Source organism: Pseudomonas californiensis (genome assembly GCF_021147775.1).
GTDB classification, from domain to species: domain Bacteria; phylum Pseudomonadota; class Gammaproteobacteria; order Pseudomonadales; family Pseudomonadaceae; genus Aquipseudomonas; species Aquipseudomonas californiensis.
In genome coordinates, this window is sequence record NZ_JAGTPK010000004.1 from 162,296 (window position 1) to 188,817 (window position 26,522).

23 protein-coding genes and 2 pseudogenes are annotated in these 26,522 nt (G+C 57.9%); 14 read left to right on the forward strand and 11 right to left on the reverse strand.

The window, feature by feature from the left end:
* Positions 1 to 92 precede the first annotated feature (92 nt).
* Complete coding sequence (tcuC, locus tag KDX37_RS05800; protein WP_231651728.1) at positions 93 to 1,385, reverse strand: MFS transporter; 1,293 nt, start codon at positions 1,383 to 1,385, stop codon at positions 93 to 95.
* A 632-nt stretch (positions 1,386 to 2,017) separates the two neighbouring features.
* Between tcuC and KDX37_RS05805 the strand changes: the two genes are divergently transcribed.
* Both KDX37_RS05805 and sthA read left to right on the forward strand, forming a co-directional pair.
* Positions 2,018 to 3,040, forward strand: coding sequence for an FAD:protein FMN transferase (locus tag KDX37_RS05805; protein WP_231651729.1), 1,023 nt, complete (start codon positions 2,018 to 2,020; stop codon positions 3,038 to 3,040).
* Positions 3,041 to 3,205: 165 nt separating this feature from the next.
* A complete protein-coding gene (sthA, locus tag KDX37_RS05810; RefSeq protein WP_231651730.1) occupies positions 3,206 to 4,600 on the forward strand; it encodes a Si-specific NAD(P)(+) transhydrogenase in 1,395 nt (464 codons plus the stop codon).
* A gap of 42 nt (positions 4,601 to 4,642) precedes the next feature.
* Here sthA and KDX37_RS05815 read toward each other — a convergent pair whose 3' ends face one another.
* Positions 4,643 to 5,365 (reverse strand): glycerophosphodiester phosphodiesterase, encoded by a 723-nt coding sequence (locus KDX37_RS05815; RefSeq protein ID WP_231651731.1) that lies wholly within the window; start codon positions 5,363 to 5,365, stop codon positions 4,643 to 4,645.
* Positions 5,366 to 5,423: 58 nt separating this feature from the next.
* A complete protein-coding gene (locus KDX37_RS05820) occupies positions 5,424 to 6,008 on the reverse strand; it encodes a PilZ domain-containing protein (RefSeq protein ID WP_231651732.1) in 585 nt (194 codons plus the stop codon).
* A 102-nt stretch (positions 6,009 to 6,110) separates the two neighbouring features.
* Here KDX37_RS05820 and KDX37_RS05825 point away from each other — a divergent pair, with 102 nt between their 5' ends.
* The 3 genes from KDX37_RS05825 to KDX37_RS05835 all read left to right on the forward strand — a co-directional run bounded on the left by KDX37_RS05825 (position 6,111) and on the right by KDX37_RS05835 (position 9,358).
* Entirely contained in the window at positions 6,111 to 7,361 is a 1,251-nt protein-coding gene (locus tag KDX37_RS05825; RefSeq protein ID WP_231651733.1) for a lipoprotein-releasing ABC transporter permease subunit, read from the forward strand.
* A 7-nt stretch (positions 7,362 to 7,368) separates the two neighbouring features.
* On the forward strand, positions 7,369 to 8,052 hold the full coding sequence (gene lolD / locus KDX37_RS05830) for a lipoprotein-releasing ABC transporter ATP-binding protein LolD (RefSeq protein ID WP_231651734.1): 684 nt from the start codon (positions 7,369 to 7,371) through the stop codon (positions 8,050 to 8,052).
* 61 nt (positions 8,053 to 8,113) lie between these two features.
* Positions 8,114 to 9,358, forward strand: coding sequence for a lipoprotein-releasing ABC transporter permease subunit (locus tag KDX37_RS05835; protein WP_231651735.1), 1,245 nt, complete (start codon positions 8,114 to 8,116; stop codon positions 9,356 to 9,358).
* A 49-nt stretch (positions 9,359 to 9,407) separates the two neighbouring features.
* Here the strand turns inward: KDX37_RS05835 and KDX37_RS05840 are convergent, their stop codons facing one another.
* Positions 9,408 to 10,751, reverse strand: coding sequence for a heavy metal sensor histidine kinase (locus KDX37_RS05840; protein WP_231651813.1), 1,344 nt, complete (start codon positions 10,749 to 10,751; stop codon positions 9,408 to 9,410).
* A 14-nt stretch (positions 10,752 to 10,765) separates the two neighbouring features.
* On the reverse strand, positions 10,766 to 11,446 hold the full coding sequence (locus tag KDX37_RS05845) for a heavy metal response regulator transcription factor (RefSeq protein ID WP_231651736.1): 681 nt from the start codon (positions 11,444 to 11,446) through the stop codon (positions 10,766 to 10,768).
* A 173-nt stretch (positions 11,447 to 11,619) separates the two neighbouring features.
* On the opposite strand from KDX37_RS05845, the gene queF reads away from it, so the two are divergent.
* Complete coding sequence (gene queF / locus KDX37_RS05850) at positions 11,620 to 12,450, forward strand: NADPH-dependent 7-cyano-7-deazaguanine reductase QueF (RefSeq protein WP_231651814.1); 831 nt, start codon at positions 11,620 to 11,622, stop codon at positions 12,448 to 12,450.
* Between the two features lie 36 nt (positions 12,451 to 12,486).
* Here queF and KDX37_RS05855 read toward each other — a convergent pair whose 3' ends face one another.
* Entirely contained in the window at positions 12,487 to 12,753 is a 267-nt protein-coding gene (locus KDX37_RS05855; protein ID WP_231651737.1) for a DUF4404 family protein, read from the reverse strand.
* 103 nt (positions 12,754 to 12,856) lie between these two features.
* Positions 12,857 to 13,486, reverse strand: coding sequence for an HAD family phosphatase (locus KDX37_RS05860; protein WP_231651738.1), 630 nt, complete (start codon positions 13,484 to 13,486; stop codon positions 12,857 to 12,859).
* A gap of 190 nt (positions 13,487 to 13,676) precedes the next feature.
* Here KDX37_RS05860 and KDX37_RS05865 point away from each other — a divergent pair, with 190 nt between their 5' ends.
* Complete coding sequence (locus KDX37_RS05865; protein WP_231651739.1) at positions 13,677 to 14,378, forward strand: MlaA family lipoprotein; 702 nt, start codon at positions 13,677 to 13,679, stop codon at positions 14,376 to 14,378.
* 80 nt (positions 14,379 to 14,458) lie between these two features.
* On the opposite strand, the gene KDX37_RS05870 is transcribed toward KDX37_RS05865, so the two are convergent.
* A complete protein-coding gene (locus KDX37_RS05870) occupies positions 14,459 to 14,758 on the reverse strand; it encodes a PilZ domain-containing protein (RefSeq protein ID WP_231651740.1) in 300 nt (99 codons plus the stop codon).
* A 265-nt stretch (positions 14,759 to 15,023) separates the two neighbouring features.
* On the opposite strand from KDX37_RS05870, the gene rssB reads away from it, so the two are divergent.
* Together rssB and rssC are read left to right on the forward strand one after the other, a co-directional pair.
* Entirely contained in the window at positions 15,024 to 16,205 is a 1,182-nt protein-coding gene (gene rssB, locus KDX37_RS05875) for a two-component system response regulator RssB (RefSeq protein WP_231651741.1), read from the forward strand.
* Entirely contained in the window at positions 16,205 to 16,690 is a 486-nt protein-coding gene (gene rssC, locus KDX37_RS05880; protein ID WP_231651742.1) for an anti-sigma factor antagonist RssC, read from the forward strand. The genes rssB and rssC overlap by 1 nt, the downstream gene beginning before the upstream one ends.
* A 79-nt stretch (positions 16,691 to 16,769) precedes the next feature.
* On the opposite strand, the gene tal is transcribed toward rssC, so the two are convergent.
* Positions 16,770 to 17,696: a transaldolase gene (gene tal / locus KDX37_RS05885; RefSeq protein ID WP_231651743.1), complete on the reverse strand. Its 927-nt coding sequence runs from the start codon at positions 17,694 to 17,696 to the stop codon at positions 16,770 to 16,772.
* Between the two features lie 294 nt (positions 17,697 to 17,990).
* On the opposite strand from tal, the gene KDX37_RS05890 reads away from it, so the two are divergent.
* The 3 genes and pseudogenes from KDX37_RS05890 (at position 17,991) to KDX37_RS05900 (ending at position 22,665) form a co-directional block, all read left to right on the forward strand.
* Positions 17,991 to 19,238 carry a M20/M25/M40 family metallo-hydrolase gene (locus KDX37_RS05890; protein ID WP_231651744.1) on the forward strand — a complete coding sequence of 416 codons (1,248 nt, stop codon included), beginning with the start codon at positions 17,991 to 17,993 and terminating at the stop codon, positions 19,236 to 19,238.
* A gap of 126 nt (positions 19,239 to 19,364) precedes the next feature.
* A pseudogene (locus tag KDX37_RS05895) lies at positions 19,365 to 19,810 on the forward strand (S24 family peptidase).
* Positions 19,811 to 20,577: 767 nt separating this feature from the next.
* Complete coding sequence (locus KDX37_RS05900; protein ID WP_231651815.1) at positions 20,578 to 22,665, forward strand: TonB-dependent siderophore receptor; 2,088 nt, start codon at positions 20,578 to 20,580, stop codon at positions 22,663 to 22,665.
* Positions 22,666 to 22,713: 48 nt separating this feature from the next.
* Here the strand turns inward: KDX37_RS05900 and KDX37_RS05905 are convergent, their stop codons facing one another.
* Together KDX37_RS05905 and KDX37_RS05910 are read right to left on the reverse strand one after the other, a co-directional pair.
* Positions 22,714 to 23,679, reverse strand: a complete 966-nt coding sequence (locus KDX37_RS05905; protein WP_231651816.1) for a DMT family transporter — start codon at positions 23,677 to 23,679, stop codon at positions 22,714 to 22,716.
* An 80-nt stretch (positions 23,680 to 23,759) separates the two neighbouring features.
* A pseudogene (locus KDX37_RS05910) lies at positions 23,760 to 24,490 on the reverse strand (helix-turn-helix domain-containing protein).
* A gap of 438 nt (positions 24,491 to 24,928) precedes the next feature.
* On the opposite strand from KDX37_RS05910, the gene dusA reads away from it, so the two are divergent.
* Positions 24,929 to 25,939 (forward strand): tRNA dihydrouridine(20/20a) synthase DusA, encoded by a 1,011-nt coding sequence (gene dusA / locus KDX37_RS05915; protein ID WP_231651746.1) that lies wholly within the window; start codon positions 24,929 to 24,931, stop codon positions 25,937 to 25,939.
* A 149-nt stretch (positions 25,940 to 26,088) separates the two neighbouring features.
* Positions 26,089 to 26,520 (forward strand): universal stress protein, encoded by a 432-nt coding sequence (locus tag KDX37_RS05920; RefSeq protein WP_231651747.1) that lies wholly within the window; start codon positions 26,089 to 26,091, stop codon positions 26,518 to 26,520.
* Positions 26,521 to 26,522: the final 2 nt, after the last annotated feature.

A 26,522-nucleotide genomic window follows, 5' to 3' on the forward strand; every position in this document is an offset into this window, starting at 1 on the left:
TGAGTTTTTGCTGCAGAAGCTCAAGGCAAAAAAATGCCCCGACATGTCGGGGCATTTTTGTTTCTACAGTTTGACGATCATCGTGGTGAACGTCAGGTGGCAGAGGCCGCGCGAGGTGCTTCCAGTCGCTGTCCGCCTTTGCGGAACAGTACCAGAGTTGCAACCAGACCCAGCACGGCTGCACCGGTGAGCCAGATACCTGGGGCTGCCTTGTTGTCCAGGGCGTGGATCAGGTAGGTACAGGCTGCTGGAGTGAATCCGCCGAAGGTGGCGGTCGCCAGGCTGTAAGCCAGAGAGAAGCCCGTTGTGCGCACTTCGACCGGCATGATTTCGGTCAGTGCAACAACCATGGCGCCGTTGTACGAGCCGTACAGGAACGAGAACCATAGTTCGACCATCAACAGGTTGCCGAAGCTCGGGTGCGCCACTAGCCACGACAGGGCAGGGTAGGCCGTCGCGATGGCCAGTACGGTGGCCGCGACCAACAGCGGCTTGCGCCCTATACGGTCCGAGAACGAGCCCATGATCGGCAGCCAGATGAAGTTCGAGACGCCCACGCACACTGTCACCAGCAAGCTTTCCAGGTCAGTCAGGTTCAGTTCGTTCTTGCCGAAGGTCGGTGTGTACGCCGTGATCAGGTAGAACGACACCGTGGTCATGACCACCAGCGCCATGCCGCCCAGCACCAGACCGAAGTTCTGGCTGATCGAGCGCATCACTTCACGCAGCGTCGGACGGTGCGTACGGGCTTCGAATTCCGGAGACTCTTCCAGCGAACGACGGATGATGAAGATCGCAGGCACGATCATGCAGCCGACCAGGAACGGCACACGCCAGCCCCAGTCACCCATTTGCTCGGGGCTGAGCCAGTGGTTCAGGCCGACGCCCAGCAGACCGGCGAACACAACGGCCGCCTGTTGACTGGCGGACTGCCAACTGACGAAAAAGCCCTTGCGGCCTGGCGTCGAAATCTCGGCCAGATAAACCGATACGCCACCCAGCTCAACGCCTGCCGAGAAACCTTGCAGCAAGCGACCGACCAACACCAACAGCGGTGCGGCAACACCGAGTGTGGCGTAGCCGGGCACGCAGGCAATCAACAGTGTGCCCATTGCCATCATGGCAAGGGTGATAATCAGACCTTTGCGACGTCCGTGGCGGTCGATGTAGGCGCCGAGAAAGATGGCGCCCAGTGGACGCATCAGGAAGCCTGCGCCAAAGGTTGCCAGCGACAGCATCAATGATGCGAACGCACTGTCGGCAGGGAAGAAGGTCTTGGCAATGGCCGTGGCGTAGAAGCCATAGACCATGAAATCGAACATCTCGAGGAAGTTACCGCTGACAACGCGAAAGATCGCCTTGCCCTTACTGGTTGTGGAGGCCATTTAGTTACTCGCTCAGGCTCATCGGCTTGGAGTCCGTTGTCGTTTTTATCCCGTATGCAGGTCAGAGGCGTGTTGCGCGTCTTCCTGCATATTTGTAACAGTATGTGTTACACCGCTCAAAAACAACCGTTTCGGCCATTGGCTATCAGTCGGTAAGCTATTGACAGTTAACGTTTTGAATGTTCCATAACGCTGTTCGCAGGTGGGCGTTATCGCAGTATTGGCGGTTCTGTCATGCCGCTGAAGATGGCCATGCGGGTATCTCCAACCTACGGCTTCAGTCAAAACGAGCCCCGCCGGGGCTGTTGCGGCACAGCAAGAGCGCTGAGTCTGTGAGGCAAGGCGTTCGACAAAGGCTTGGGAACGATCTCGCTGCGCAGACCACTCAAGTGCTTGAGTAGCCTTCGTCGTTATGAAGTCAGCACCGACCGCTTATCTGAAACCGCTCGGAAATGCCGGTGCGCGTGAAAAAACTCAACGTTGGTGCGAGAGCCTGCGATATCGGACACAGGGCGACATGGGGTTATTTACAAGGACAGGGCCGATCGGCGGCGCGTGAACGACGCAGACGACCGCGTCCTTGTCCGGCGTTGTTTCGCAGGGCACTCTGGATCGCTTTTTATTGATGGGATATGCATTTGTTTGGGTTTGGACGGATCGTGCTGTGGGTTGTATTGATCGTGTGCAGTGGCTGTGATCAAACGCGCAAGCTGGAAAGTTTTGGTGGTCCGACCATGGGTAGCCACTACTCGGTGATGTACGGGCGAACGCCCGATCAGCCTGACAAGGAGGTGCTGCGTCCTGAGGTCGAGACGATTCTGGCGCAGATCGATCAGCAAATGTCTCTGTGGCACAGCGACTCGGATCTTGAACGGTTCAACCGTCTGCCTGCCAATGCCTGCCAGAACATGCCCGATGCCATCCTGAAACTGGTGCGTGTCGGCGAGCAGCTGTCCCGTGAAAGTGGCGGAGCTTTTGATCTGACCGTTGAGCCTTTGATGAACCTGTGGGGCTTCGGCCCCCATGCCATCGCCGAGGGCGTGCCTTCTGCGCAGCAGGTCGTGCGGACCAGGGCCCGAGTCGGGTATCGGAATCTGCGCATTGATGGTCAGCGGCTCTGCAAGGACGCCGCCGTGCATGTCGACCTCAACAGCATTGCCGCCGGTTACGCCGTGGAGCGCATCAGCGAAAGAATGGAGGCGCTCGGTCTGCACGATTACTTGGTACAGGCCACCGGCGAGCTCAAGGTCAAGGGTAGCAAGCCGGATGGCTCGCCCTGGCGAGTAACGCTGGAAGTGCCACGCGACGACTCACACATAGAGCACAAGGTTTTCCCCTTGAACGGCTACAGTGTTTCTACCTCAGGCGACTACCGCCGTTATCTGAGACAAGGCAGTCAGCATTTTTCCGACACCTTCGATGCGTTGACCGGCGCGCCAATCCAGCACAGTCTGGCATCAGTGACAGTGATCCATCCGTCGGCGCTGATGGCTGACGGCTTGTCTTCGTTGTTGCTGATCCTGGGCCCGGAGCGCGGCTGGAACTATGCGCAGGAGCATCAGATTGCTGCGTTTTTTGTGATTCGTGCCGATAAGCGCTTTATCATTCGCAGTAATACGGCGTTTGACCGGCTGGTTGTTGATGAGCCCCGCTGAGTCCGCAGCAGGAAATGCCAGACACTGGCATGCAGCGCAGACAAAAATTGGCCTTCGACGCGACCAACGGTTAATGTTCGCCGCAACAGAGCAGCGCTAGACTGCGCCGCGTGATTTAGCCAGAGATGCCAGAAGGGTGCCTCGGTCCGTTTTAAAGGAGTACGCATGGCTGTCTACAACTACGACGTGGTAGTACTGGGTTCCGGCCCTGCCGGAGAAGGCGCGGCGATGAACGCCGCCAAGGCGGGGCGCAAGGTCGCCATGGTCGACAGCCGTCGGCAAGTGGGCGGTAACTGCACGCACTTGGGCACCATCCCGTCCAAGGCACTGCGTCACTCGGTCAAACAGATCATTCAGTTCAACACCAACCCGATGTTCCGGGCCATCGGCGAGCCGCGCTGGTTTTCGTTTCCGGATGTGTTGAAAAACGCCGAGATGGTCATTTCCAAGCAAGTAGCCTCACGCACCAGTTACTACGCCCGCAACCGCGTCGACGTGTTCTTTGGCACAGGCAGTTTTGCCGACGAGAACAGCATCAATGTGGTCTGCGCGAATGGCGTGGTCGAAAAACTGGTTGCCAACCAGATCATCATTGCCACCGGCTCGCGTCCTTATCGCCCGGCGGACATCGATTTCAGCCACAAGCGCATCTACGACAGCGACACCATCCTCAGCCTAGGGCACACCCCACGCAAACTGATCATCTATGGTGCTGGCGTGATCGGCTGTGAATACGCGTCGATCTTCAGCGGTCTGGGTGTACTGGTCGAGCTGGTGGACAACCGCGATCAATTGTTGAGCTTTCTGGACTCGGAAATCTCTCAGGCCCTCAGCTATCACTTCAGCAACAACAATGTGATGGTTCGCCACAACGAAGAATACGAGAAGGTCGAAGGGCTGGACAACGGCGTGATCCTGCACCTGAAATCCGGCAAGAAGATCAAGGCCGACGCCTTGCTCTGGTGTAACGGACGTACCGGCAACACCGATCGTCTCGGGCTGGAAAACATCGGCCTCAAGGCCAACGGGCGCGGTCAGATCGAGGTCGATGAGACTTATCGCACCAGTGTTACCAACGTCTATGGCGCTGGCGATGTGATCGGCTGGCCTAGCCTGGCCAGTGCCGCCTACGACCAGGGCCGTTCAGCGGCTGGCAGCATGGTCGACAATGGCAGCTGGCGTTACGTCAACGACGTGCCAACCGGTATCTACACCATTCCCGAGATCAGCTCGATCGGCAAGAACGAGCATGAACTGACCCAAGCCAAAGTGCCGTATGAAGTCGGCAAGGCGTTCTTCAAAGGCATGGCGCGAGCGCAGATTTCCGGTGAGCGGGTCGGGATGCTGAAAATCCTGTTCCACCGCGAAACCCTCGAGGTGCTGGGCGTGCATTGCTTCGGCGACCAGGCATCGGAGATCGTGCACATCGGCCAGGCGATCATGAGCCAGCCCGGTGAGGCCAACACCATCAAGTATTTCGTGAACACCACGTTCAACTACCCAACCATGGCCGAAGCCTATCGGGTAGCGGCTTATGATGGCCTCAACCGGCTTTTTTAAGCGACTCCGGCCGGTGGCCTGAGCCGGCCGGGGAGACCGATTTCAGTGATTCCCGAGCGTGGCGGTGGCCAAACCGGGAAAGTCTGTAATCAGGCTGTCCACGCCGAAGTCAGCGAGCCTGCGCATCAGGGCAGGTTCGTTGACCGTCCATACCGACACATGCAGCCCCTGACGCTGTGCTTTTTGCAGACGCTCGGGGGTGCACAGTGTCCAGTTCAGCGCGAGAATCTCGCAACCGTAACTCTGGGCAACCTTCAGCGGATCGAGCCAGGCATATTCGGCGACCAGCCCGCGCGAGATGTCCGGTGTCAGATCGACTGCTGCTCGCAGTACTTCGCGTGAGCTTGAGGTGATGGTGACTTTGTCCAGCAAACCATGTCGCTGGACAAGCTCGCGAATGGCCAGCACGGTATTGGCGGCGCGGGTGCGTGAAGCGCTTTTGACTTCAAGCTGCCAGTGATCGAAATCGCACTGTTCAAACAGTTCTTCCAGGCGTGGTATCGGGCAGGGTGATACCCAGCCAGGCCCACCTTTGCGTGCGTCATAGGTCACCAGATCGTCAGCCAGGTGTTCGTTGACCTTGCCGCGTCGGTCTGTGGTGCGCTTGAGCGTCGGGTCGTGGATGACCATGAGTTCACCATCGCGAGACAGGTGGAGGTCCAGTTCGCAGCGGCGTACTCCATGCTTCAGACATTCCTTGAAACTGTTCAGCGTGTTTTCCGGTGCTTCGCCCTTTGCGCCGCGGTGGCCATAAATGAGGGTCACGTTTACTCCTGGCCTCGAAGGCTTCAAATACATTGGACATGTGTGAGCTGACAGTGGCTCAGGAGCCGTTCGGCTGACCCTGTTCCAGAGCCTGACGTCTTTGCTGGGCCTGGCGTTGCAACACATGCCGGGCGAGCAGTTGCCGCTGGGTGTCCGGCAGGTTGATAAAGTCGGTACTGATGTCGAAACCATCGCCCAGTGCGCTGCACTGCGCGACCCTGGCGCGCAACATCAGGCCGGCAGCCTGTGGCATCAACACCATCTTGATGGAGAGCTGTTCGCCTACTGCAAAAGCCTGCAACGAATTGAACTGCACACCGCCTTCGGACAGTTTTACCGGCTGTGGAGCGCCGAGTTTGCCGAGCGCAGTGTGCGCGACGACCTGTCCGAGCAGGTCGATGCGTTTGCTCAGTGACTTGAGAAAACTGTTGAGCACCCGGTCTCGCTCGTCCAGTTGGCGCATCAGGTGCTGGGATTCGAACTCACTGACATGCAGTTCGCTCAGCAGGTCGAAGAGGGTCGAGGTCTCCTGCATGGCAGCCTGGCTTGCCTGATCTGAAGAAGATAGCGGGTGAATTTCCAGTGCGACGCTGTCATCGATACGGTAGTATTCGCGGCGTCCTGCTTCATCTAATGTTGACATGGCGAACCCATGGTAGCGGCTGTGGTCAGAGAGTTTCGAGTGTAAAGCTGCACGTCAAGGCCCGCCACACGGACGTCCTCATTCCTGCGAACAAATTCCTAAATGTTCAGACCTCTTTTTGTATTTATCGGCACGCGCTACACACGTGCAAAGCGACGCAATCATTTTGTTTCCTTCATTTCCCTGACATCCATGATCGGCCTCGCCCTTGGCGTTGTGGTGATGATAGTCGTGTTATCGGTCATGAATGGTTTCGATCATGAAATGCGTACCCGCGTGCTTGGCATGGTGCCACACGCCACCATCGAATCAGGTGACCCGATCACTGACTGGCAGGGTCTCGCCGCCAAAGTAAAGGAAAACCCTCAGGTTCTGGCTGTCGCGCCGTTTACCCAGATGCAGGGTTTGCTGACCCATGATGGCAAGGTTCAGAAGGTGCTGCTCAATGGCATCGACCCTGTGCAGGAACGGAACGTGTCGATCATCGACCACTTCATCCAGCAGGGTAAGCTCGACAGTCTGGCGCCCGGCAGCTTCGGCATCATGATCGGCGACAAGGCGGCGGCCAAGCTGGGCGTCGGGATCGGTGACAAGCTGACGTTTGTCGCCCCCGAAGTGACGGTCACGCCTGCCGGTATGTTCCCGCGAATGAAACGCTTTGAAGTGGTCGGCATCTTTCATGTCGGCGCCGGTGAAATCGACGGCTTCCTGGGCCTGACCAATCTTGATGACCTGGGCCGTCTGCATCGCTGGAAGCCCAATCAGGTGCAGGGTCTGCGTCTGAAGTTCGACGACCTGTTCGCCGCCCCGCGTACCTCGTGGGAAATCGCCCAGAAGCTGGGTGAAAACCATTTCTACTCCCGCGACTGGACCCGTACCCACGGCAACCTTTATCAGGCCATACGCATGGAAAAAGCCATGATCGGTCTGCTGTTGTTGCTCATCGTGGCAGTGGCGGCGTTCAACATCATTTCCACGCTGGTCATGGTGGTGAATGACAAGAAAGGCGATATTGCGATCCTGCGCACCCTGGGCTCAACGCCGCGGCAGATCATGGCGATCTTCATGGTGCAGGGTACGGTGATCGGTGTGGTCGGCACCTTCATTGGTGCTGTGCTGGGCATTCTGGCTGCGCTGAATGTAAGTGCCGCCATCTCTATGCTCGAAGGGCTGATCGGCCACAAGTTTCTCAACGCCGACGTCTATTTCATTGATTACCTGCCTTCGCAACTGATGGCCCAGGACGTGTTCCAGGTCTGCGGTGCGGCGTTGGTGCTGAGTTTCCTCGCCACCCTGTATCCCGCCTGGCGTGCCGCGCGCACCCAGCCGGCGGAGGCGTTACGTTATGAGTGAGTCGGGCATGTCTGATAAAGCAGTATTGAGTTGCCGCAACCTGGGTAAATCCTACGAGGAAGGCCCGGAATCTGTGGTGGTGTTGTCTGGTCTGCAACTGGAGCTGCACCCTGGTGAGCGGGTGGCGATTGTCGGCAGTTCAGGCTCGGGCAAAAGTACCTTGCTCAACCTGCTCGGTGGCCTTGATACGCCGTCCGAAGGCAGCGTCTGGCTGGCGGGTGAAGAACTGTCGGCACTCGGTGAAAAGGCTCGCGGACTATTGCGTAACCGGGCGCTGGGCTTTGTCTACCAGTTCCACCACCTGCTGCCCGAGTTCACAGCGCTTGAAAACGTCTGCATGCCGCTGTTGATCGGCCGCACCGCCATTCCAGAGGCCCGTCAGCGTGCCACGGCGTTGCTCGAACGTGTCGGTCTCGGCCATCGTCTGGCTCACAAGCCCTCGGAGCTGTCCGGTGGCGAGCGCCAGCGCGTGGCGATTGCCCGTGCCCTGGTCAATCAGCCGGGCCTGGTGATGCTCGACGAGCCCACGGGTAACCTCGACCATCACACCGCGCAAGGTATTCAGGACCTGATGCGTGAATTGAGCACCTCGTCGCGCACGGCGTTTCTGGTCGTGACCCACGACATGAGCCTTGCTCAGCAGATGGACCGCATTCTGCGTCTGGAAGACGGTCGCCTCGTCGAGGCCTGATTCACCTGACCCGGCGCAAGTCATCGCGCCGGGTTCTACTTTTTTCTACGGTGCTCCGCGAATGTTCAGACCGTTACCCATCTTCATCGGCATGCGCTATACCCGCGCCAAACGCCGCAAAAGTTTTATCTCGTTCATTTCGATGACCTCGATGATCGGTCTGGCGCTGGGCGTGCTGGCGATGATTGTGGTGCTGTCGGTGATGAACGGCTTCCAGCGCGAAATGAGCTCGCGCATCCTCGGGATGGTGCCTCACGCGGTAATTGCGGGCACGACGCCGGTCGACGACTGGAAACCACTGGCCGCCGCAGCCCTGAAAAACCCTGAGGTGACTGCCGCAGTCCCGTTCACGGACATGGAAGGCATGCTTTCGTACAAGGGCTCGATGCAGCCGATCCAGATCAGCGGCGTGGACCCTGCGCTTGAGCACGAAGTGTCGATCGTCACACAGCACATCACGCGCGGCAGTCTGGCGGATCTCAAACCGGGTGAGTTTGGCGTAGTACTGGGCGATATTACGGCGCGGCGCTTTCGCCTGAGCATTGGCGACAAACTGACTCTGATCGTTCCGGAAGTCAGCAGTGCGCCGGGTGGCATCACTCCTCGTCTGCAGCGTCTGACGGTGGTTGGTGTGTTCAAGGTCGGCGCCGAGCTGGATGGCTCAATGGGGTTGATCAACATCGCTGACGCCGCGCAAATGCAGCGCTGGCAACCCGATCAGGTGCAGGGCGTGCGTCTGGCGCTCAAGGACTTGTACATGGCGCCACAGGTTTCCAAGGCGATTGCCACCGGTCTGGGTGCCGGTTATACGGCCGATGACTGGACCCACACTCAAGGCAGCCTGTTCAGCGCCATGAAAATGGAAAAGACCATGATTGGCCTGCTGTTGCTGATGATCGTTGCCGTGGCCGCGTTCAACATCATTGCCACGCTGATCATGGTGGTCAACGACAAGGGCGCTGATATTGCGATCCTGCGCACCATCGGCGCGACGCCTCGGCAGATCATGGCGATCTTCATGGTGCAGGGCACAGTGATCGGTATCGTTGGCACCTTGATCGGCGGCGTGCTGGGTATTATTGCCGCGCTGAACGTCAGCAGTCTGGTGGGATGGTTCGAGCGTGTCAGCGGCCAGCATATCTTCAGTTCCGACGTCTATTTCATCAGCAACCTGCCTTCCGAATTGCAAGGTGGCGATGTGCTGTTGATCTGTAGCGCGGGTTTCATCCTGAGCTTTCTGGCGACGGTCTACCCGGCATGGCGTGCGGCGCAGATCGAACCTGCGCATGCCTTGCGCTACGAGTGATCAATCTGGTGTGATCGGATATTCGCGTGCTCCTGAAAGCCCGCGAATATCAGGCGGGCAGGGCAATCAGAAAACGGGTGATACCGTTTTTCGATTCGCAGGTGATGGTCCCACCGTGGGCTGCGACGATTGATCGAGTGATTGCCAGCCCCAGCCCTGCATGCTCATTACTCTCCTGGCGCACGGGATCAGCCCGATAGAAGCGGTCGAACAGTCGGGGCAGTGCGTCGGGCGCAATGGCTGTCCCGTTGTTTTCCACGCTCAGTGCGATGCCGGTGGGCGACGTCTGTATTTCGAATGCCACGTAGCCACCCGACCCGGCGAACCGCAAGGCGTTGTCCAGCAGGTTGGACAGCACCCGACGCAGCAGCAACCGGTCGCCTTGAATACAGGCCTCGCCTATGCGAGACAAGCTGATGCCTGCGTCTTCCGCCATTGGCGAAAAATATTCCAGTACCGCATCGACCTCATCTTCCAGCTGCAAGGGTTCACGAGCGGGGTTGAGAAGCCCGTGCTCGGCCTTGGCGAGAAACAGCATGTCATTGACCATCTGCGACATGCCTTGCAGCTCTTCGAGATTGCCCGCCAGCGCATCGCAGTAGGTTTCCAGCGTGCGCGGTCGGGTAAGGGTGACTTGAGTCTGCGTCAGCAGATTGGACAAGGGTGTGCGCAGTTCATGAGCAATGTCGGCGGAAAACGCGGACAAGCGCTGAAAACCTTCATCCAGTCTGCCCAGCATAGCGTTGAAAGCCCGCGTCAATTGCGCAAGCTCAGCGGGCATGTCCTGTTCCGGCAGGCGCGTGGTCAGCGAGCTGGCCGAGACGCTGGCCGCGACGTGGCTCATCCTGTTCAGCGGCCTTAGCCCGCTGCGTGTTGCCCATGCGCCCAGCAATGCTGTTGCCAGCGCCGACAACCCCACGGTGAGCCAGATCAAGTGCTGCATGCGTTGCAAAAAATGCTGGTGATGTGTGATGTCCAGCAACAGCGTGGCCCGCGGTGAGCGTAGCGACTCCGGTTGCACCAGGGCGCTGAAACTGCGGTAGGAGGCCTGGTCGTTGTCCACGGTGTGCAGGCCTGGATCGGCAGGTGAAGCTGTTGGGGTGTTGTCGAACCAGATCTGACCGTCTGCGCCCGTCAGTCTTAGCGTCAGGTCGGGCTGATGGCCCAGGTCAGCCAGTAAATGGGCTTTGCGCTCATCGAAGGCCTGTCGCGTCTCGACGCCGTTCAGGGTGCTGCGCAGGTTGGCAAGCCTGGCGTTGAGCAACTGCTGGTCCAGCTCGATGAAGTGCGTGGCGCTGGCGTGGGTGAACAGTACGCCAGCACTCAGCGACACTACTGCCGTGCAGATCGAGAAAAGCAGTGCCAGGCGATTGCGCAGCGAGAGACGGTCCAGCCAGCCAGTAGTCTTCACGAAGCACGTTCCTCAATCACATAACCCATGCCGCGTACCGTGTGAATCAGCTTGTCGGAAAAGTCGTCGTCGATCTTTCGACGCAGGCGGCGAATAGCGACCTCGATCACGTTGGTTTCACTGTCGAAGTTCATGCCCCATACCTGTGAGGCGAGCAGCGATTTAGGCAGTACCTCGCCCTGACGCCTGAGCAACAGCTCCAGTAGCGTGAATTCCTTGGCGGTCAGAACGATATGCCGACCGTTGCGTTCAACCTGACGGCGCATCAGATCCAGACGCAAGTCGGCGATATGCAGATGAGTGTCTGTGACAGCGACGCTGCTTCGGCGCAACAGGGTACGAACCCTGGCCAGCAGCTCGGAAAACGCAAAGGGTTTGACCAGATAATCATCAGCGCCCAGTTCCAGGCCATGCACGCGGTCTTCTACAGCGTCACGCGCGGTCAGAAACAGAACCGGAGTGTCCAGGCCCGCTGCACGCACCGATTCGAGAATCTGCCATCCGTTACGGTCAGGCAGCATCACGTCGAGAATCAAGAGCGCGTAATCGCCACTCATTGCGTGTTGCTGCCCTGTCTGGCCGTCGGCGACCCAATGCGCGTCAAACCCTGCTTCGTTCAGGCCCTGTGATAAAAACTGACCGGTTTTGGGTTGATCTTCGACGATCAGTAATTTCATGGATGCCACTCTGCGATTGCAATGCAGGCTTTATAACTCACACGTTCAGATGTGGGGTGAAGCTGACAGCACTGTAATCTGACCGTCCGGTTCAGAACTGTCCAAGAATGACGCTGAAAGCCCGGCGCAAACCCTATAAACTTGCCGCGTTAATTCACGATCCAGGTATCGCCATGCATCCCGCAGCCGAACACTCGCCGCTGGGCAAGTCCAGTGAGTACATTGCCACCTACACGCCGTCTTTGTTGTTCCCTATTCCGCGCGCTGCGAAGTGGGCGGAACTGGGGTTGACAGCGCAGACGCTGCCTTACACCGGTGTCGATTTCTGGAATTGCTACGAGCTGTCCTGGCTGTTGCCGTCCGGCAAGCCGGTGGTTGCGATTGCCGAATTCAGCATCCCGGCCAACTCGCCGAACATCATCGAGTCGAAGTCTTTCAAGCTGTACCTCAACTCGTTGAATCAGACTGCCTTCGATACGCAGGCGCAGGTTCAGACGACGCTTGTGACCGATTTGTCTGCAGCAGCAGGCAAACCGGTGGGTGTGCGTATTCGCAGTTTGACCGAGATCGAGAACGAGGGTGTTGCAGCGTTGCCCGGCGTCTGTATCGACGAGCTGGATATCAGCGTCAGCAGCTATGATCGGCCGCAGCCAGAACTGTTGCGCTGCGACGATTCGCGCATTGTCGAAGAAAGCGTGCACAGCCATTTGCTGAAATCCAATTGCCCGGTGACCAGCCAGCCGGACTGGGGCAGTGTGGTGGTCGAGTACCGTGGCGCTGCACTGGACCCTGCAAGCCTGTTGGCCTACATCGTCAGCTTCCGTCAGCATTCGGACTTCCACGAGCAGTGCGTGGAGCGGATTTTCCTCGACCTGCAGCGCTTGCTCAAGCCAGAGAAATTGACCGTTTACGCGCGTTACGTGCGACGTGGCGGTCTGGACATCAACCCCTACCGCAGCACTGAAGCGCTGAACGTAGACAATCGTCGGCTGGCCCGGCAGTAACGTTGTGCTCCCGCCCCAAGGGTGGGAGCACCCGCTTCAGATGCCGATGTTGCCCAGTGTCTGAACGATATTGCGCAATGTGCCAGCGATGGCGGGATGTTCCAGTTCGAAGCGTTCGACGGCCAGATTGACTCCGTCAGCCAGGCTTGGGTCTTCGTGAGTGGATTCTTCCAGCTGAAGTTTCGTTTCAATTTGTTGCATGAGCTCACGCAGGTTTTCACGCTCGGACTCGGAAAGCGGTGGGTTCTGCTCCAGTTGCTCGCGCAGTGTATTGAGTTGTTCTTGCAGTTCGCGGGCAGGCATGACGTGCTCCTTCATTGATAAGTCTGTTTCATGGACTCCGCCGCTGGGCTAAAGGTCCGTGATGGCTCAAGACTAATCCACTCTGGGGCAGGCTGCCTGTGTATCAGGGTTTTTCGCTTTTGCTGCGCCGCAGGGCGATGTCGGCGAGGCAAGACTCCAGTTCACCAAGGTGATCTATCACCGAGTGCACCCCCAGTGCGTAGAGCTTCAGCGTGGCATGAGTGCGTCGCTGCTCGCGCTCGGCATCGCTCAGCGCTTGCCATTGTGAAGGGGATTGACCGCAGAGCGGACCACATGAGGCCAGGCCAATGGTCCACAGACCTGCATTCAGGCCTGACTGCAAAAGGCGCGGGTCGCCACTGATCAACACGCAGCCGTCCAGTTGGCTGACTTTCAGGGCCATCAGCGCCAGCCAGCAGGCATCTGGAGCAGGCCATTTGGCAACCGGGCGAGGGGCAGGGTGGATCCAGCCGCTCAGCGGCGCTGCGAGGTCCCGGCTGAGCGTTTCGGGCAGTTCATCCAGCCACGCACAAGGTTGGCCCTGACGGTGGAGTGCTTTCAGAATGGCCAGTGCGCCAGGTGTGACTTGCGCATGATCGCTGTCCTGGGCCACAAGTTCGGTCAGGTCGTGCGCTTTGCGTCCGGCCTGTGCGCCAAAGTCTACCAGGCAGCCGCTGAGACCGAAGAGCAGGGCGGGGAAGGTGGGCAGAGGGGTAATGGCCGGCGCGAACATGGTGATATCTCTGAAATACTCATGAACGCTACTGGGCTTGTATGACAATTGGATGAAGGGCGCGTGACGAAGTTTATCCGCTGCGCTTTGCTGACAGACCTGCCTTATTCCCGCCAGAACGCTTTATACTGCTGTGCTTGCGTGTGGGGGCGTAGCGCCCGCGTCATTATTTCGATCAGGAGTGTCAGCTATGCCCGTGACTGGTGCAGGCTTTATAAAACGTCTGGCTCAGCTTTCTGTCTGTGCCGGTGTGGCGCTGGTTCCAGTTGCCGTCCAGGCCGCTGAAGACGACCCTTGGGAAGGTGTGAACCGCGCGATCTTCCGCTTCAACGATGTGGTGGATACCTACACGCTCAAGCCGCTGGCAAAGGGTTATCAATACATTGCGCCGCAGTTCGTCGAGGACGGCGTGCACAATTTCTTCAGTAACATTGGTGATGTGCGCAACCTTGCCAACGATGTGTTGCAGGCCAAACCTGCTGCAGCAGGCGTGGATACCGCCCGTCTGATCTTCAACACTACGTTCGGCCTGCTGGGCTTCATTGACGTCGGCACTCACATGGGCCTGCAGCGCAACGATGAAGACTTCGGTCAGACGCTGGGCCACTGGGGTGTCGGCAGCGGTCCGTTTGTTGTACTGCCGTTGCTGGGTCCAAGCACCGTGCGTGATGCCGTCGCGATATTCCCTGATACCTACACATCGCCTTACACTTATATTGATCACGTGCCTACACGCAACACCGCCTGGGGCATCAACCTGGTCGATACGCGAGCCAGCCTGCTGTCCGCCGAGCGCATGATTAGTGGCGACCGTTACACGTTTGTCCGCAATGCCTATCTGCAGAACCGCGAGTTCAAGGTCAAGGATGGTCAGGTCGAGGACGATTTTTAATCGTCGCCTCACCACCGTGTTCTGAATGAATAAAGGCGACCTCAGGTCGCCTTTTTGTTTTCAGAACTGTGAACCGGTCGTCAACTCATGGACACGATCGACAGGCCCAGTTTCTGTGCGTCGCCGCCCTCATCAGTAACCCAGACGACCTCGGTATCGGCTTCCAGACCTTTCAGCGCCGGGTGATCAGAGTCGATCTGCACCATCAGGCGGTCTCCCACCTTGAACGAGCGAGGTGCCTGCACCTGCATGCCAGAGCTGGAAAGGTCAATGCATACGGCGGGAATGACCTGACCAGCGTGAATCAGGTTGACGTCCGCATCGACGCGCATGCGTATGTAATCTCGTTTCTCCTCGTAGTCGCGATCGTTTCGACTCATGTGCGGCCCTTCGTTTTGGTTGCTGATTTGTCGGTTCTTATAACTCCCGGCGATTTGCGATGTAAAGAGCGCAAAGTGAGGGCCGGAGCATGCTTGAAACGCCAGTCGGATGGGAGTACCGTCTGCGCCTTGAAGGGCACCTTTGAAACACGATGCGCACGCTTGCCTGCGTACCCATCGTTGCAGAGAGGCTAGTAGCGAATCCAGTAAGCGCTCCGGTACCACCGAGCGCCTACGCCAACCTGATCTGGCGCCGTTTGCCCACATGCCAAAAACCAGTACCACGCTGCTGATAATCGATGACGACGAAGTAGTGCGCGCAAGTCTTGCCGCCTACTTGGAAGACAGTGGCTTCAGCGTCTTGCAAGCCAGTAATGGCCAGCAAGGCATACAAATATTCGAGCAGGAAAAGCCCGATCTTGTGGTCTGCGACTTGCGCATGCCTCAGATGGGCGGGCTTGAACTGATTCGTCAGGTGACCAGTATCGCCTCGCAGACGCCGGTCATCGTTGTGTCCGGCGCGGGCGTGATGAGCGACGCGGTCGAAGCGTTGCGTCTGGGCGCTGCCGATTACCTGATCAAGCCGCTTGAAGACCTGGCTGTACTTGAACACTCGGTACGCCGTGCGTTGGACCGTGCCCGTCTGCTGAGTGAGAATCTGGTCTATCGCGAGAAGCTGGAAACCGCCAATCGCGAGCTCGAAGCCAGCGTTCATCTGTTGCAGGAAGACCAGGATGCTGGCCGGCAGGTACAGATGAACATGTTGCCGATCACTCCGTGGTCGATCGACGAGTTCCAGTTTGCCCACGAGATCATCCCGTCCCTGTACTTGTCAGGCGACTTCGTCGATTACTTCCGTGTCGACGAACGGCGTGTTGCGTTTTATCTGGCCGATGTTTCGGGTCATGGCGCATCCTCGGCATTCATTACTGTACTGCTGAAGTTCATGACTACCCGTCTGCTGTTCGAATCAAAGCGGGGCGGTTCCTTGCCGGAGTTCAAGCCGTCGGACGTGCTGGGGCATATCAATCGCGGTCTGATCAGCTGCAAGCTGGGCAAGCACGTGACCATGGTGGGTGGTGTGATAGACGAGGATTCTGGCAAGCTGACCTACGCCGTTGGCGGTCATTTGCCGCTTCCGGTGCTGTACACCGAAGGCCAGACACGTTATCTGCAAGGCCGCGGGCTGCCGGTCGGTCTGTTCAACGAGGCGACCTATCAGGATCATGAAGTGGACCTGCCGGGCTCCTTCAGTCTGACCATGTTGTCTGATGGCATACTTGATCTTTTGCCCGGTGATACACTCAAGGAGAAAGAAGCCATTTTGCCCGAGTTGGTGAAGACGGCTGGCGGCAGCCTGGATGGCTTGCGGCAGGTTTTTGAATTGGCAACACTAGGGGAGATGCCGGATGATATCGCCTTGTTAGTGTTAAGCAGGAATCTTTAATGAGTACCGGTAGAATCCAGTTCGCCGAGCAGGAAGGCACCTTCGTTCTCAAGTTCGTGGGTGAGGTGCGGTTGACGCTGTGTTCGGCTTTGGATGCAACGATAGAGCGGATTTTCACTGCCTTGAATTTTTCGGCGGTGGTTATCGATCTGACCGAGACGCGCAGCATCGACAGTACGACGCTTGGCCTGTTGGCGAAGCTTTCGATCCTGTCCCGCCAGAAAGTGGGCCTGTTGCCGACGCTGGTAACCACTCATGAAGACATCACGCGACTGCTGCAGTCAATGGGCTTCGATCAGGTATTCAACATCGTCGACAAGCCGTTGCCGCGTCCTGAATGTCTGACTGATCTGCCTTCGCAGGACCAATGCGAAGAGGTGGTCAAGGCCAAGGTGCTCGAAGCACACAAGATTCTCATGGGCTTGAACGACTCCAACCGCGAAGCGTTCCACGATCTGGTCAACGCGCTCGAAGGGCAGCGTTAAGCCGCAGGTGGCGTTTGCCTGGCTGAACGCCACGCACAAAAAAGGGCGACACCCGTGAGGGTGTCGCCCTTTAGTACATTCAGGCTTTGGCGGAAAGCAGAGCCTCGAGCTTTTCCTGATCGCGAGCGAACTGGCGAATACCTTCGGCCAATTTCTCGGTTGCCATCGCGTCTTCATTGGACGCCCAGCGGAATTGAGCCTCGGTCAGGCTCTGGCGCTGTTCATTGCCATTGCCCGGCTTGAGTTTCTGTTCCAGCGTGCCGTTGTCCTCAGCCAGTTGCTTGAGCAGGTCCGGGCTGATGGTCAGACGGTCACAGCCAGCCAACTGCTCGATCTGGTTCAGGTTGCGGAAGCTCGCACCCATTACCACGGTCTTGTAGCCGTTGGCCTTGTAGTAGTCGTAAATACGCGTTACCGATTGAACACCCGGGTCTTCAGCCCCGGTGTAATCCTGGCCTGACGACTTTTTGTACCAGTCGTAGATGCGGCCCACGAACGGCGAAATCAGGAACACGCCTGCTTCTGCACAAGCGATAGCCTGAGCGAAGGAGAACAGCAGCGTGAGGTTGGTCTGGATGCCGTCTTTCTCGAGCTTCTCGGCGGCACGGATACCTTCCCAGGTCGACGCCAGCTTGACCAGGACACGGTCACGGCTGATGCCGGCGGCGTCGTAGAGGCTGATGATGCGCTCACTGCGTTCGATCAGGGCATTGGTGTCAAACGAAAGGCGGGCGTCGACCTCGGTAGAAACACGGCCCGGCACGACCTTCAGAATCTCCTGGCCTATAGCAACGGCAAAGCGATCGCAGGCGAGGCCGATGTCACCCTTGCTGCCGCTGAATGCGTCAGCGAGCAATTGAGAGTTGCTTTCGCTTGATGCTGCCTTGAGCAGCAGAGAAGGGTTGGTGGTCGCATCCTGTGGCTTGAGGCTTTTGATGGCGCCGAAGTCACCGGTGTCAGCAACAACGGTAGTGAATTGCTTGAGTTGATCCAGCTTGGAAGTCATGAGCGTGCTCTGTCCTGTGCGGTTGGATGACATTACCCGAGCGTTGCCGCCCACTCAAGGCCGCAGCGCATAACGTTTGCGGATGTCGGGCATTGAGGGTCGGCATTGTCGTGAATACCTTGTCGAGATTGATTTGGAGCCTGTCTCGAACTGCTTGTTCCCTGAAAATGCATTTGAGTATTTTTGGCGGTTCATGCGGGTCGTGACAAACCGGTCATGTCAGTCGAATGTGGCGCGCGGGGGATCAATGCGCAAAGATGGTGTTTCCAGTTGCAACAATCTGAGGGAACCAGCATGCATTTTCGACGCACATCCATTGCGGGCGCAATTGCCTTTTCATTTCTGTCTTGTGCCGCGATTGCTTCGGAGCTGTCGCCTGATCAACTGCTGAAAAAAGCCGAAGCAGAACAACAGTCCTATCTTGCGACGGTCAAGCAACTCGTGGATGTCGACACCGGCACGGGGCAGGCGCCGGGTTTGAAAGTCATCAGCGCTGCGCTGGTCGAGCGATTGAAAGCGTTGGGTGCAGAAGTCACCACAACGCCAGCTGAGCCGTCTGCGGGTGACAATATCGTCGGCGTCCTGAAGGGCACCGGCACCAAAAAATTTCTGCTGATGGTTCATTACGACACTGTATTTGGCCCTGGCACTGCCGCCAGGCGTCCGTTCAAGGTCGAAGGGGAGCGGGCCTACGGGCCTGGTGTTGCTGATGCCAAGGGCGGTGTGGCCATGATCCTGCATTCGTTGCAGTTGCTGAAAGAGGAGAACTTCAAGGGTTTCGGTACGCTGACGGTATTGTTCAACCCTGATGAGGAAACCGGCTCGAGCGGCTCCAGGAAGATCATTGCCGAACTCGCTCGTCAGCATGATTACGTGTTCTCGTACGAACCACCAGATAAAGACGCCGTCACCGTTGCAACCAACGGGATCAATGGGCTGCTGCTGGACGTGAAAGGCAAGTCATCCCACGCAGGCTCTGCGCCAGAAGCGGGGCGCAACGCGGCCATTGAGCTTTCGCACCAGCTTTTGCAGTTAAAGGACCTGGGCGATGCGGCCAAGGGCACGACGGTCAACTGGACGCTGATCAAAGGCGGCGAGAAGCGCAACATCATCCCGTCCAGTGCAGCGGCCGAAGCCGACATGCGCTATTCCGATCTGGATGAGAGTGACCGGGTGCTCGCCGATGCCAAGCGGATCATCGAGAAAAAGCTCATCGACGGCACTGAGGTCACTGTGCGTCTTGAGAAAGGCCGTCCGCCGCTGGCGAAGAATCCCGGCTCCGAACAACTGGCGAAAACCGCTCAGGGGCTCTACGGCAAGATCGGGCGCTCCATCGAACCCATCGCCATGCGTTTTGGTACTGATGCCGGCTACGCTTATGTACCTGGCAGCGCGAAACCTGCGGTACTGGAAACCATGGGCGTCGTCGGGGCCGGGCTGCATGCCGACGACGAATACATCGAGCTGTCGAGCATCGCTCCCAGGCTCTATCTGACGGTGGCATTGATCAGGCAGCTGTCCGGCGCAGACGCAGCGCCTTAGCCTCGCGACGACGTGCGAGCGCGGTAGACTGGTCCACTGATCAGTGAGCTGCGCTTGCGATTGACCTAGAGGCCGGCGTAGGTTTTACTGTATATAAATACAGTAAAAAAGAAAAAGGCTTACGTCATGAGTGTTACTTTCCTCGTCCGTTGTCAGAAGGGGGCACCAGGCTCCCGTTCATATCCCTGTCATCCGCAGGCTCTCAATCACCGGTTGTGGAAAGGCATCTTTCGATCGCGCAGGTGTGTGATGTGCGGGAACCGCACGCATACCTGGCTAGGGTGGAGAGCGAGAGTATGCAGCGTGTCGGTATGTGCACAGGCGACATGCTGGTTGTCGACCGCAGCCGATATGCCGAGCATGGCGATGTCGTGGTGGCGTCGCTCAATTCTCGACAGTTGTGCAGGCGCCTGCACATGCGAGGTGACGTGGTCATTCTGACGTCCGAGAACTCAGCGTATCCACCGCTGCATGTGACCGATCATGGTGATCTGATCATCCTGGGCGTGGTGACCCACAATGTGAAGAGCCTGGATAAACACCAAGCCCACAACGGCCTCGAAAGACGGTAGTGGAGAAATCCGATTGCTCAGCAAAAAGATCCTGCTGAATGCTTTCGAATAATCACTGGGTTCTGCCTCCTGCCCGGACGCTGCGCCACCGACAAACAGCCCGCATTTGCGGGCTTTTTTGCAGGTTTTATATCTGTTTGGCTACATTCTTTCTGGCCTCACGTGGTGTGCCCGGGCGCCAGGCACGCGTGAAGAATGTGAAAATTTTGTTATCTATTTGAGGGCTATGGCTTTTTTACGGGTAAACAATCTGACAAACTGTTGAGAATAGTTACCAATAGCAAGTGCTTTTGCTTCGCAATAAGGCCTGGTTTTTCGATTGTTCTGCAATAAATCTGACGCTCGTTATCCATCCTTGCGAAGGATAGCGAGCATTGAGGCTGACGTGCTGGCGTGTCCTGAAGACCGGCCGCGAAGTGTGCTCGACCCTTGCAACAACTGCCCCCTTGATGACTGCGATATTCACCTTGTAAGGAGACACCTGCGTGCAATTTTTCTGGCCCCGCACCCTTGCCGTTGCAATTGCCTTGTCCAGCAGTGCCACGTTCGTCCTGGCCCAGGATGCGAACTCAGCTGCAACCCGTTACCGTTTTGATGTGCCAGCAGGTCCGTTGGCGCAAACGCTGCAAACTATCTCCCGTCAGAGCGCAAGGCCTGTTTCCCTCGACGCCTCGCTGGTTCAGGGACGCCAGGCACCGAGCGTGAGCGGTAACCTCAGCGCTCAGGAAGCGGCTTCGCGTGCATTGGCAGGCAGTGGCTTGCGTCTGGTGGTTGCGGCTGATGGTTCGCTGGGCGTTCAATCCGCAGAAGAGCAGGCGATGATGCTTGGCGCTGTCGACATCAGCTCCAATACGCTGGGTGCGACCTCTGAGGGTTCAGGTTCTTACACAACCGGCTCGATGAGTACGGCCACCAAATTGCCGCTGAGCATTCGGGAGACGCCGCAGGCTGTGACCGTCGTAACGCGCCAGCGCATGGACGATCAGGCCATGACCAGCGTCAACGATGTGGTGAAGGCCACGCCGGGCCTGTTCTTCAGTCAGGATGGTGGTCCTGGTCGGGAGAGGTACATGTCGCGCGGCTTCCAGATCGACAACATCCTGTATGACGGGCTGCCCAGCACCTATACGCCCTACAACCTTGGCGTTCAGCCCAATCTGGCGATGTTCGACCGGGTCGAAGTGATCCGTGGCGCGACCGGCCTCGTCACCGGCGCTGGCAATCCGTCGGCAGCCATCAACATGGTTCGCAAACGGCCCACGGCTGATCAGCAAGTAACGGTAACCGGCGCTGTGGGCAGTTGGGACGACTACCGAGGCGAGTTCGATGCGTCGAGCCCACTCAACGACAGCGGTACGCTCAGAGGGCGGGTGGTGGGTTCGTACCGCGACGGCAACAGCTTTCGCGACAAGGAAGAGCAGGATCATGGTCTGTTCTACGCGATTGGCGAGGCCGATCTGAGCGACGCCACCACCGCAAGTCTTGGTTTTTCGCGTCAGGAAGACCAGAGCAACCTGTTCTGGGGTGGCCTGCCGCTGGGCACCAACGGTCATCATCTGGACCTGCCACGTTCTACATATCCGGGCACCGACTGGGAAAACAAGAAGCTCACGGTCGACACGGTATTCGGCGACATAGAACATCGCTTCGACAACGACTGGAAGCTGCACGCGGCCGGTATGGCGTCTTCGCTGGATGGTGTGTTTTCCGGCACCTACCTGTCGCGCTATAACGGACCGTTGGAAACCACTGCTTATCAATCGAAAAGCGTCGACAAGCAGACCGCATTCGACACCTATGCCAGCGGCCCGGTCGAAGCCTTTGGCCGCACTCATGAAGTAGTGATCGGCGCCAGCAGTCGTACCTACGACGCTACCAGCAAGGAATTCTCGCCTTACACCACCGCGTGGCCAATTGGCGCGCCAAAACCGGACTTCGTGCGCAACGGCAAAACCCATTCGGTCACGACTCAGGATGCGGTGTACCTGACCACGCGTCTGAGTCTGGCGGACCCGTTGACCCTGATTCTGGGCGGTCGACTGGACTGGTATGACTACGACGATCGCTCAGGCGACGGCGACTACAAGGTCACCCGCAACCTGACACGCTACGCAGGCCTGATTTACAAACTCGATGACCACCATTCGGTCTACGCCAGCTATACCGACATTTTCACACCGCAGTCCTCGAAAGACCTTTCCGGCAAAGTGCTGGAACCCATCGTCGGCGAAAACTACGAGATCGGTATCAAGGGTGAGTATTTCGACGCTGCCCTCAATGCCAGCCTGGCCCTGTTCCAGATGGATCAGACCAACCGCGCAACCATGGCAACCACTCAATTGGGTTGCCCGGTGCTGACCTGCTACGAGTCTTCCGGAAAAGTCCGCAGTCAGGGCATCGATGTTGAACTGCAAGGCGCGCTGACTGAAAACTGGCAGGTTGGCGCGGGCTACACCTACACGCGTGCGCATTACATCAAGGACGAAAACCCTGCCAACAACAACCAGCAGTTCGACACGGACACGCCTGAACACCTGTTCAAGGTCTCGACTGTTTATCGCTTGCAGGGCCCGCTGGAGAAATTCCGTGTGGGCGGCAACGTTTACTGGCAGAGCCGCATGTACAACGACATCGCGCTCACTGACGGCAACTACCGTCTCGAGCAGGGCAGCTACGCAGTGGCCGATCTGATGGCTGGTTACGAAGTGAACAAGCACCTTGACCTGCAATTGAACGCCAACAACGTCTTCGACCGCGTGTACTACTCAGCGATTGGTACAGACACCGTCTGGGGCGCCACCGACACGTACGGTAACCCACGGAGTTACTCTCTCACTGCGCGATACAAGTTTTGAGTCAATAAGCACTGGGTACAAGGAGGGCAGGGCCGCTGGTGTCTGCCCTCAAGTATCACCAGAGTGTGAAGCAGCCAGCCTCGCTGGCGCCTTACGGTGGCAATTCAAGCACCAGACCACACCGACGACCAATAGCATGATCGCTGCGAATTCAGCCTCATCCGGTGCGCGCTGCTCCCATAAAAAACCGAGCAGAAGCGCAGCCAGTGTTTCTATTACAAGCACCTGCCCACTCAGTGCCAGTGGCAGAAATCGACTCGCCTGATTCCAGCAGGCCCCGCCAATCACCGATGACAGCAGAGCCACGCCGCTTGCCACCGCCAAAAAATGCAACCAGGCGCTAGCGCTGTGCGTTTGAGTATCAAATCCCAGGACCGGCACCGCCAGGAGCAGCGATTGGGCTCCGGTCATGACGCCAGTCAACAGTGCCCAGTCATGGGACGACACCTTGGGCACAAGGGCCAGCCTGCGAGCGTTGCTGACGGCGAACCAGCTCCAACTGATCAGCGCGCCTGTCGCACACACAATACCGGCGATCTGACTGGTTGGCGGAATAGTGGAGTCTCCGTTGTTCAAAGCGTGAAAACTGATCAGCACGACCCCTGCGACAGCGCAACACAGCGACGGTAGCAACCTGCCCAGAGAAACGGCATGTGCATCATTGCGGCCTGCCAGCGTGACGAGAACCGGGATGAGTCCAACGATCAACGACGTCGTAGCTATGCCGACCAATTGCACGCCGCTGCCTACCAGCGAGTAGTAGAGCAGGTTGCCTATCAGGCTGAGCCAGAAAAGCGACCGCCAATCGGCTGCGTTCAGACACGCGCACACTCGCCGCCATCGAGGCAGCAACAGGATGAATGAAAAAAGGCCATAGCAAAGGAAGCGCAGAACAGCGAACTGCAATCCGTTCAGTCCTGGAGCCAACTGCGGGCCGAGGAATATCACACCCCAGCACATGCCGGCACTGACACCGTAGCCAGCGCCCTTTAAAAGAGATCGATCAGCCAACATGGTCATTCACGCTTCATCCGTCAAAGCGTGCAGTTTGAAGACTGTCCTGGCAGAGATATTGTCGCGGGCTGTGTGTTTTTTTACCGAGACTGTCGATGGGTTTTTCGGTAAACGGCCGGGGTCGTGCTGCACACACACGTTGCATGGCGCGCGTCAGCGCCGCCTGGTCAGAAAAGCCGCTGCGTAGTGCAATGTCTGAAATCGGCAATGCAGTACTGCGCAGCCATTGTTGCGCATCGTTGATTCGCAACTCGGTCAGCCACGCCTGTGGAGACTTGGCAAACGCGTGGCGAAAACGCTGATGCAACTGACTCAGGCTCATGTTCGCGACGCGAGCCATGGCCTGATTGTTCCAGTCGCCCGCTGGATATGCGCGGACCCGTGCAATCAGTGGTTGCAGTATCGACGACTCGGCTGAACTTTCGGCCCCGAACGACGAGACAAGCAGCGTCGCCAGCGGCGTCGTGCCTGCTGCAAGCTGTTCATTGCCGATGAGATCCGCAAACTCTATCAATCGTCTGGTTGCCGCAGGTATTGGCACATAGATGCGTTTGGCCAGACGCTCCATCTGAACGCTTTCAAGCAGAGTCGAGGAACAGTCCAGAACCAGGAACCGACTGCTTGCGTCGGTGAGTTGCGAGTGCACGGAGCCAGGCGCAACGAGGGCTGCAAGTGAATGGTCGATATAGCCGCCATGGCCATTGACATCAATTTCCATCCGCCCATGAACAGGCAGCACCCACTGAGCAAAATCATGGTCATGATGCGGGTTTTCACCGCTGTAGCTGCGTACTTCTAGGTTCAGAAACATCTGCTCTGCGTCTCCATCAATCGCCTTCAACCTACAGACCACTGCTGGTGTTTAAACCAGTCAGGATTGGCCCGTGAGCGCGGGCTTGAGAAGTGTACTGCCCGCAGCACGACCTGGGAATCAGCAGCTCATTTGGACGGGAGTCGGCATTTTCTTCATAACCTGTCTGTGAACGCCGCGTGTGGTGGCGCAAGATCTGATTTCGGCAACGGCGGGTGGCGACATGCCTGCGTTCGAAAGTCCGGCTTTCCTGATAAACTGTGCGGCCGTCCCGGCCAGGCTAGTCCGAGCTGCGCGGCTCACCGAGTTGCTCCTGGGGTTTTGTGAGTGATCGCCGTCACTCAGGCCCACTACATTCCTCAGTACGGCGACTGCCCGGTAGCAACCGCTCCAAAAAAGCTGAAACGACCCAGAATGGCTACAAACAGGCCCGCTAAAATGCAACCAGATACCGCCCCAAACCCCCATATCACAAGGCCTGCACTGTCGCGCCGCTTCTCCGTTGCGCCGATGATGGATTGGACCGATCGTCATTGCCGGTACTTCCTGCGTCTGCTGTCGAAGAACGCGCTTCTGTACACGGAGATGGTGACCACGGGTGCGTTGTTGCATGGTGACCGGGAGCGTTTTCTGCGTCATGACGACACTGAGCATCCGCTGGCCCTGCAGTTGGGCGGGAGTACGGCGGCGGATCTGGCGGCGTGTGCGCGCATGGCGCAGGACGTAGGCTATGACGAGGTCAATCTGAATGTCGGCTGCCCGAGCGATCGGGTGCAGAACAACATGATCGGTGCGTGCCTGATGGCGCATCCGGAGTTGGTGGCCGATTGTGTGAAGGCCATGCGCGACGCCGTCAGCATCCCGGTAACGGTGAAGCACCGTATTGGCATCAACGGGCGCGACAGCTATGCGCAGTTGTGCGATTTCGTCGGCAAGGTGCATGAGGCGGGCTGCGACAGCTTCACTGTGCATGCGCGCATCGCGATTCTTGAAGGTTTGTCGCCCAAGGAGAATCGGGACATTCCGCCACTTCGCTACGACGTCGTCGCTCAATTGAAATCCGACTTCCCAGACCTGGAAATCATCCTCAACGGCGGTATCAAGACGTTGGAGCAGTGTGCCGAGCACTTGCAGACATTCGACGGCGTGATGCTGGGGCGCGAGGCGTACCACAACCCTTATCTGTTGTCGCAAGTCGACAGCCAGCTGTTCGGCGACACGGCGCCAGCCATCAGTCGTGCGGACGCGCTTGAGGCGTTGCGGCCTTACATTGCGGCGCATATCGCCAGCGGCGGCAACATGCATCACGTTACCCGCCATGCGCTCGGTCTGGCGCAAGGTTTCCCAGGCGCTCGACGTTTTCGCCAATTGCTTTCCGTCGATATTCACAAGGCTGAAAACCCCATGCTGTTGCTGGACCAGGCGGCGCTGTTTCTGGAAGGGCATTGATTGAGCGACGAGCGTCGGGCAGCGTCAAAGCGCGCCCTGACGCTGTGCGGATCTTTGGTTCCTTTTAGATCAAAACTATCGTTTTTCCAGCTGGCTACGTCGGTTGACTCAGGCTATGTTGACGGCATACCTACCCGAGGAAAGCTGACATGCATAAAGTACTGGTTCCCTTCGACGGCTCTGAGCACGCCATGCGCGCGCTGGGCTATGTCATTGAGCTGTGCGGCGATCTGAAAAAATCACTTGAAGTGCATGTCATCAACATACAAGCCAGCCCGATTGCCTATAGCGGTTACCTGACACAGGACATGATCAAAGGCGTGGAACTCGGTCTGCGCAATGAAGGGCTGGCAGTGCTGGAAGACGCGGTTGAGCTGCTCAAGGCCGCCGGTGTGGCCCATGAAGCCCATGTGGATCTGGGCAACGTCGCCGAGCAGGTCGAAGTGGCGGTCAATCGTCTGAAGTGTGACGCGGTTGTCATGGGTACTCGTGGCCTGGGTAACTTCGGCGGCCTGCTGTTGGGCTCAGTGGCCACTCGTGTGATCCATGAAGTGTCGGTTCCAGTCACGCTCATCAAGTAAAA

Excerpts from the sequence above, each read along its gene's own strand:
- KDX37_RS05890 (WP_231651744.1), top strand. The coding sequence starts at position 17,991 with ATGCATTTTCGACGCACATCCATTGCGGGCGCAATTGCCTTTTCATTT.
- tcuC (WP_231651728.1), bottom strand. The coding sequence starts at position 1,385 with ATGGCCTCCACAACCAGTAAGGGCAAGGCGATCTTTCGCGTTGTCAGC.
- tal (WP_231651743.1), bottom strand. The coding sequence starts at position 17,696 with ATGACTTCCAAGCTGGATCAACTCAAGCAATTCACTACCGTTGTTGCT.
- KDX37_RS05905 (WP_231651816.1), bottom strand. The coding sequence starts at position 23,679 with ATGTTGGCTGATCGATCTCTTTTAAAGGGCGCTGGCTACGGTGTCAGT.
- KDX37_RS05820 (WP_231651732.1), bottom strand. The coding sequence starts at position 6,008 with ATGTCAACATTAGATGAAGCAGGACGCCGCGAATACTACCGTATCGAT.
- dusA (WP_231651746.1), top strand. The coding sequence starts at position 24,929 with ATGCAACCAGATACCGCCCCAAACCCCCATATCACAAGGCCTGCACTG.
- KDX37_RS05860 (WP_231651738.1), bottom strand. The coding sequence starts at position 13,486 with ATGTTCGCGCCGGCCATTACCCCTCTGCCCACCTTCCCCGCCCTGCTC.
- lolD (WP_231651734.1), top strand. The coding sequence starts at position 7,369 with ATGTCTGATAAAGCAGTATTGAGTTGCCGCAACCTGGGTAAATCCTAC.
- KDX37_RS05865 (WP_231651739.1), top strand. The coding sequence starts at position 13,677 with ATGCCCGTGACTGGTGCAGGCTTTATAAAACGTCTGGCTCAGCTTTCT.
- sthA (WP_231651730.1), top strand. The coding sequence starts at position 3,206 with ATGGCTGTCTACAACTACGACGTGGTAGTACTGGGTTCCGGCCCTGCC.
- KDX37_RS05805 (WP_231651729.1), top strand. The coding sequence starts at position 2,018 with ATGCATTTGTTTGGGTTTGGACGGATCGTGCTGTGGGTTGTATTGATC.
- KDX37_RS05825 (WP_231651733.1), top strand. The coding sequence starts at position 6,111 with ATGTTCAGACCTCTTTTTGTATTTATCGGCACGCGCTACACACGTGCA.
- rssC (WP_231651742.1), top strand. The coding sequence starts at position 16,205 with ATGAGTACCGGTAGAATCCAGTTCGCCGAGCAGGAAGGCACCTTCGTT.
- KDX37_RS05870 (WP_231651740.1), bottom strand. The coding sequence starts at position 14,758 with ATGAGTCGAAACGATCGCGACTACGAGGAGAAACGAGATTACATACGC.
- KDX37_RS05855 (WP_231651737.1), bottom strand. The coding sequence starts at position 12,753 with ATGCCTGCCCGCGAACTGCAAGAACAACTCAATACACTGCGCGAGCAA.
- KDX37_RS05920 (WP_231651747.1), top strand. The coding sequence starts at position 26,089 with ATGCATAAAGTACTGGTTCCCTTCGACGGCTCTGAGCACGCCATGCGC.
- KDX37_RS05845 (WP_231651736.1), bottom strand. The coding sequence starts at position 11,446 with ATGAAATTACTGATCGTCGAAGATCAACCCAAAACCGGTCAGTTTTTA.
- queF (WP_231651814.1), top strand. The coding sequence starts at position 11,620 with ATGCATCCCGCAGCCGAACACTCGCCGCTGGGCAAGTCCAGTGAGTAC.
- KDX37_RS05835 (WP_231651735.1), top strand. The coding sequence starts at position 8,114 with ATGTTCAGACCGTTACCCATCTTCATCGGCATGCGCTATACCCGCGCC.
- rssB (WP_231651741.1), top strand. The coding sequence starts at position 15,024 with ATGCCAAAAACCAGTACCACGCTGCTGATAATCGATGACGACGAAGTA.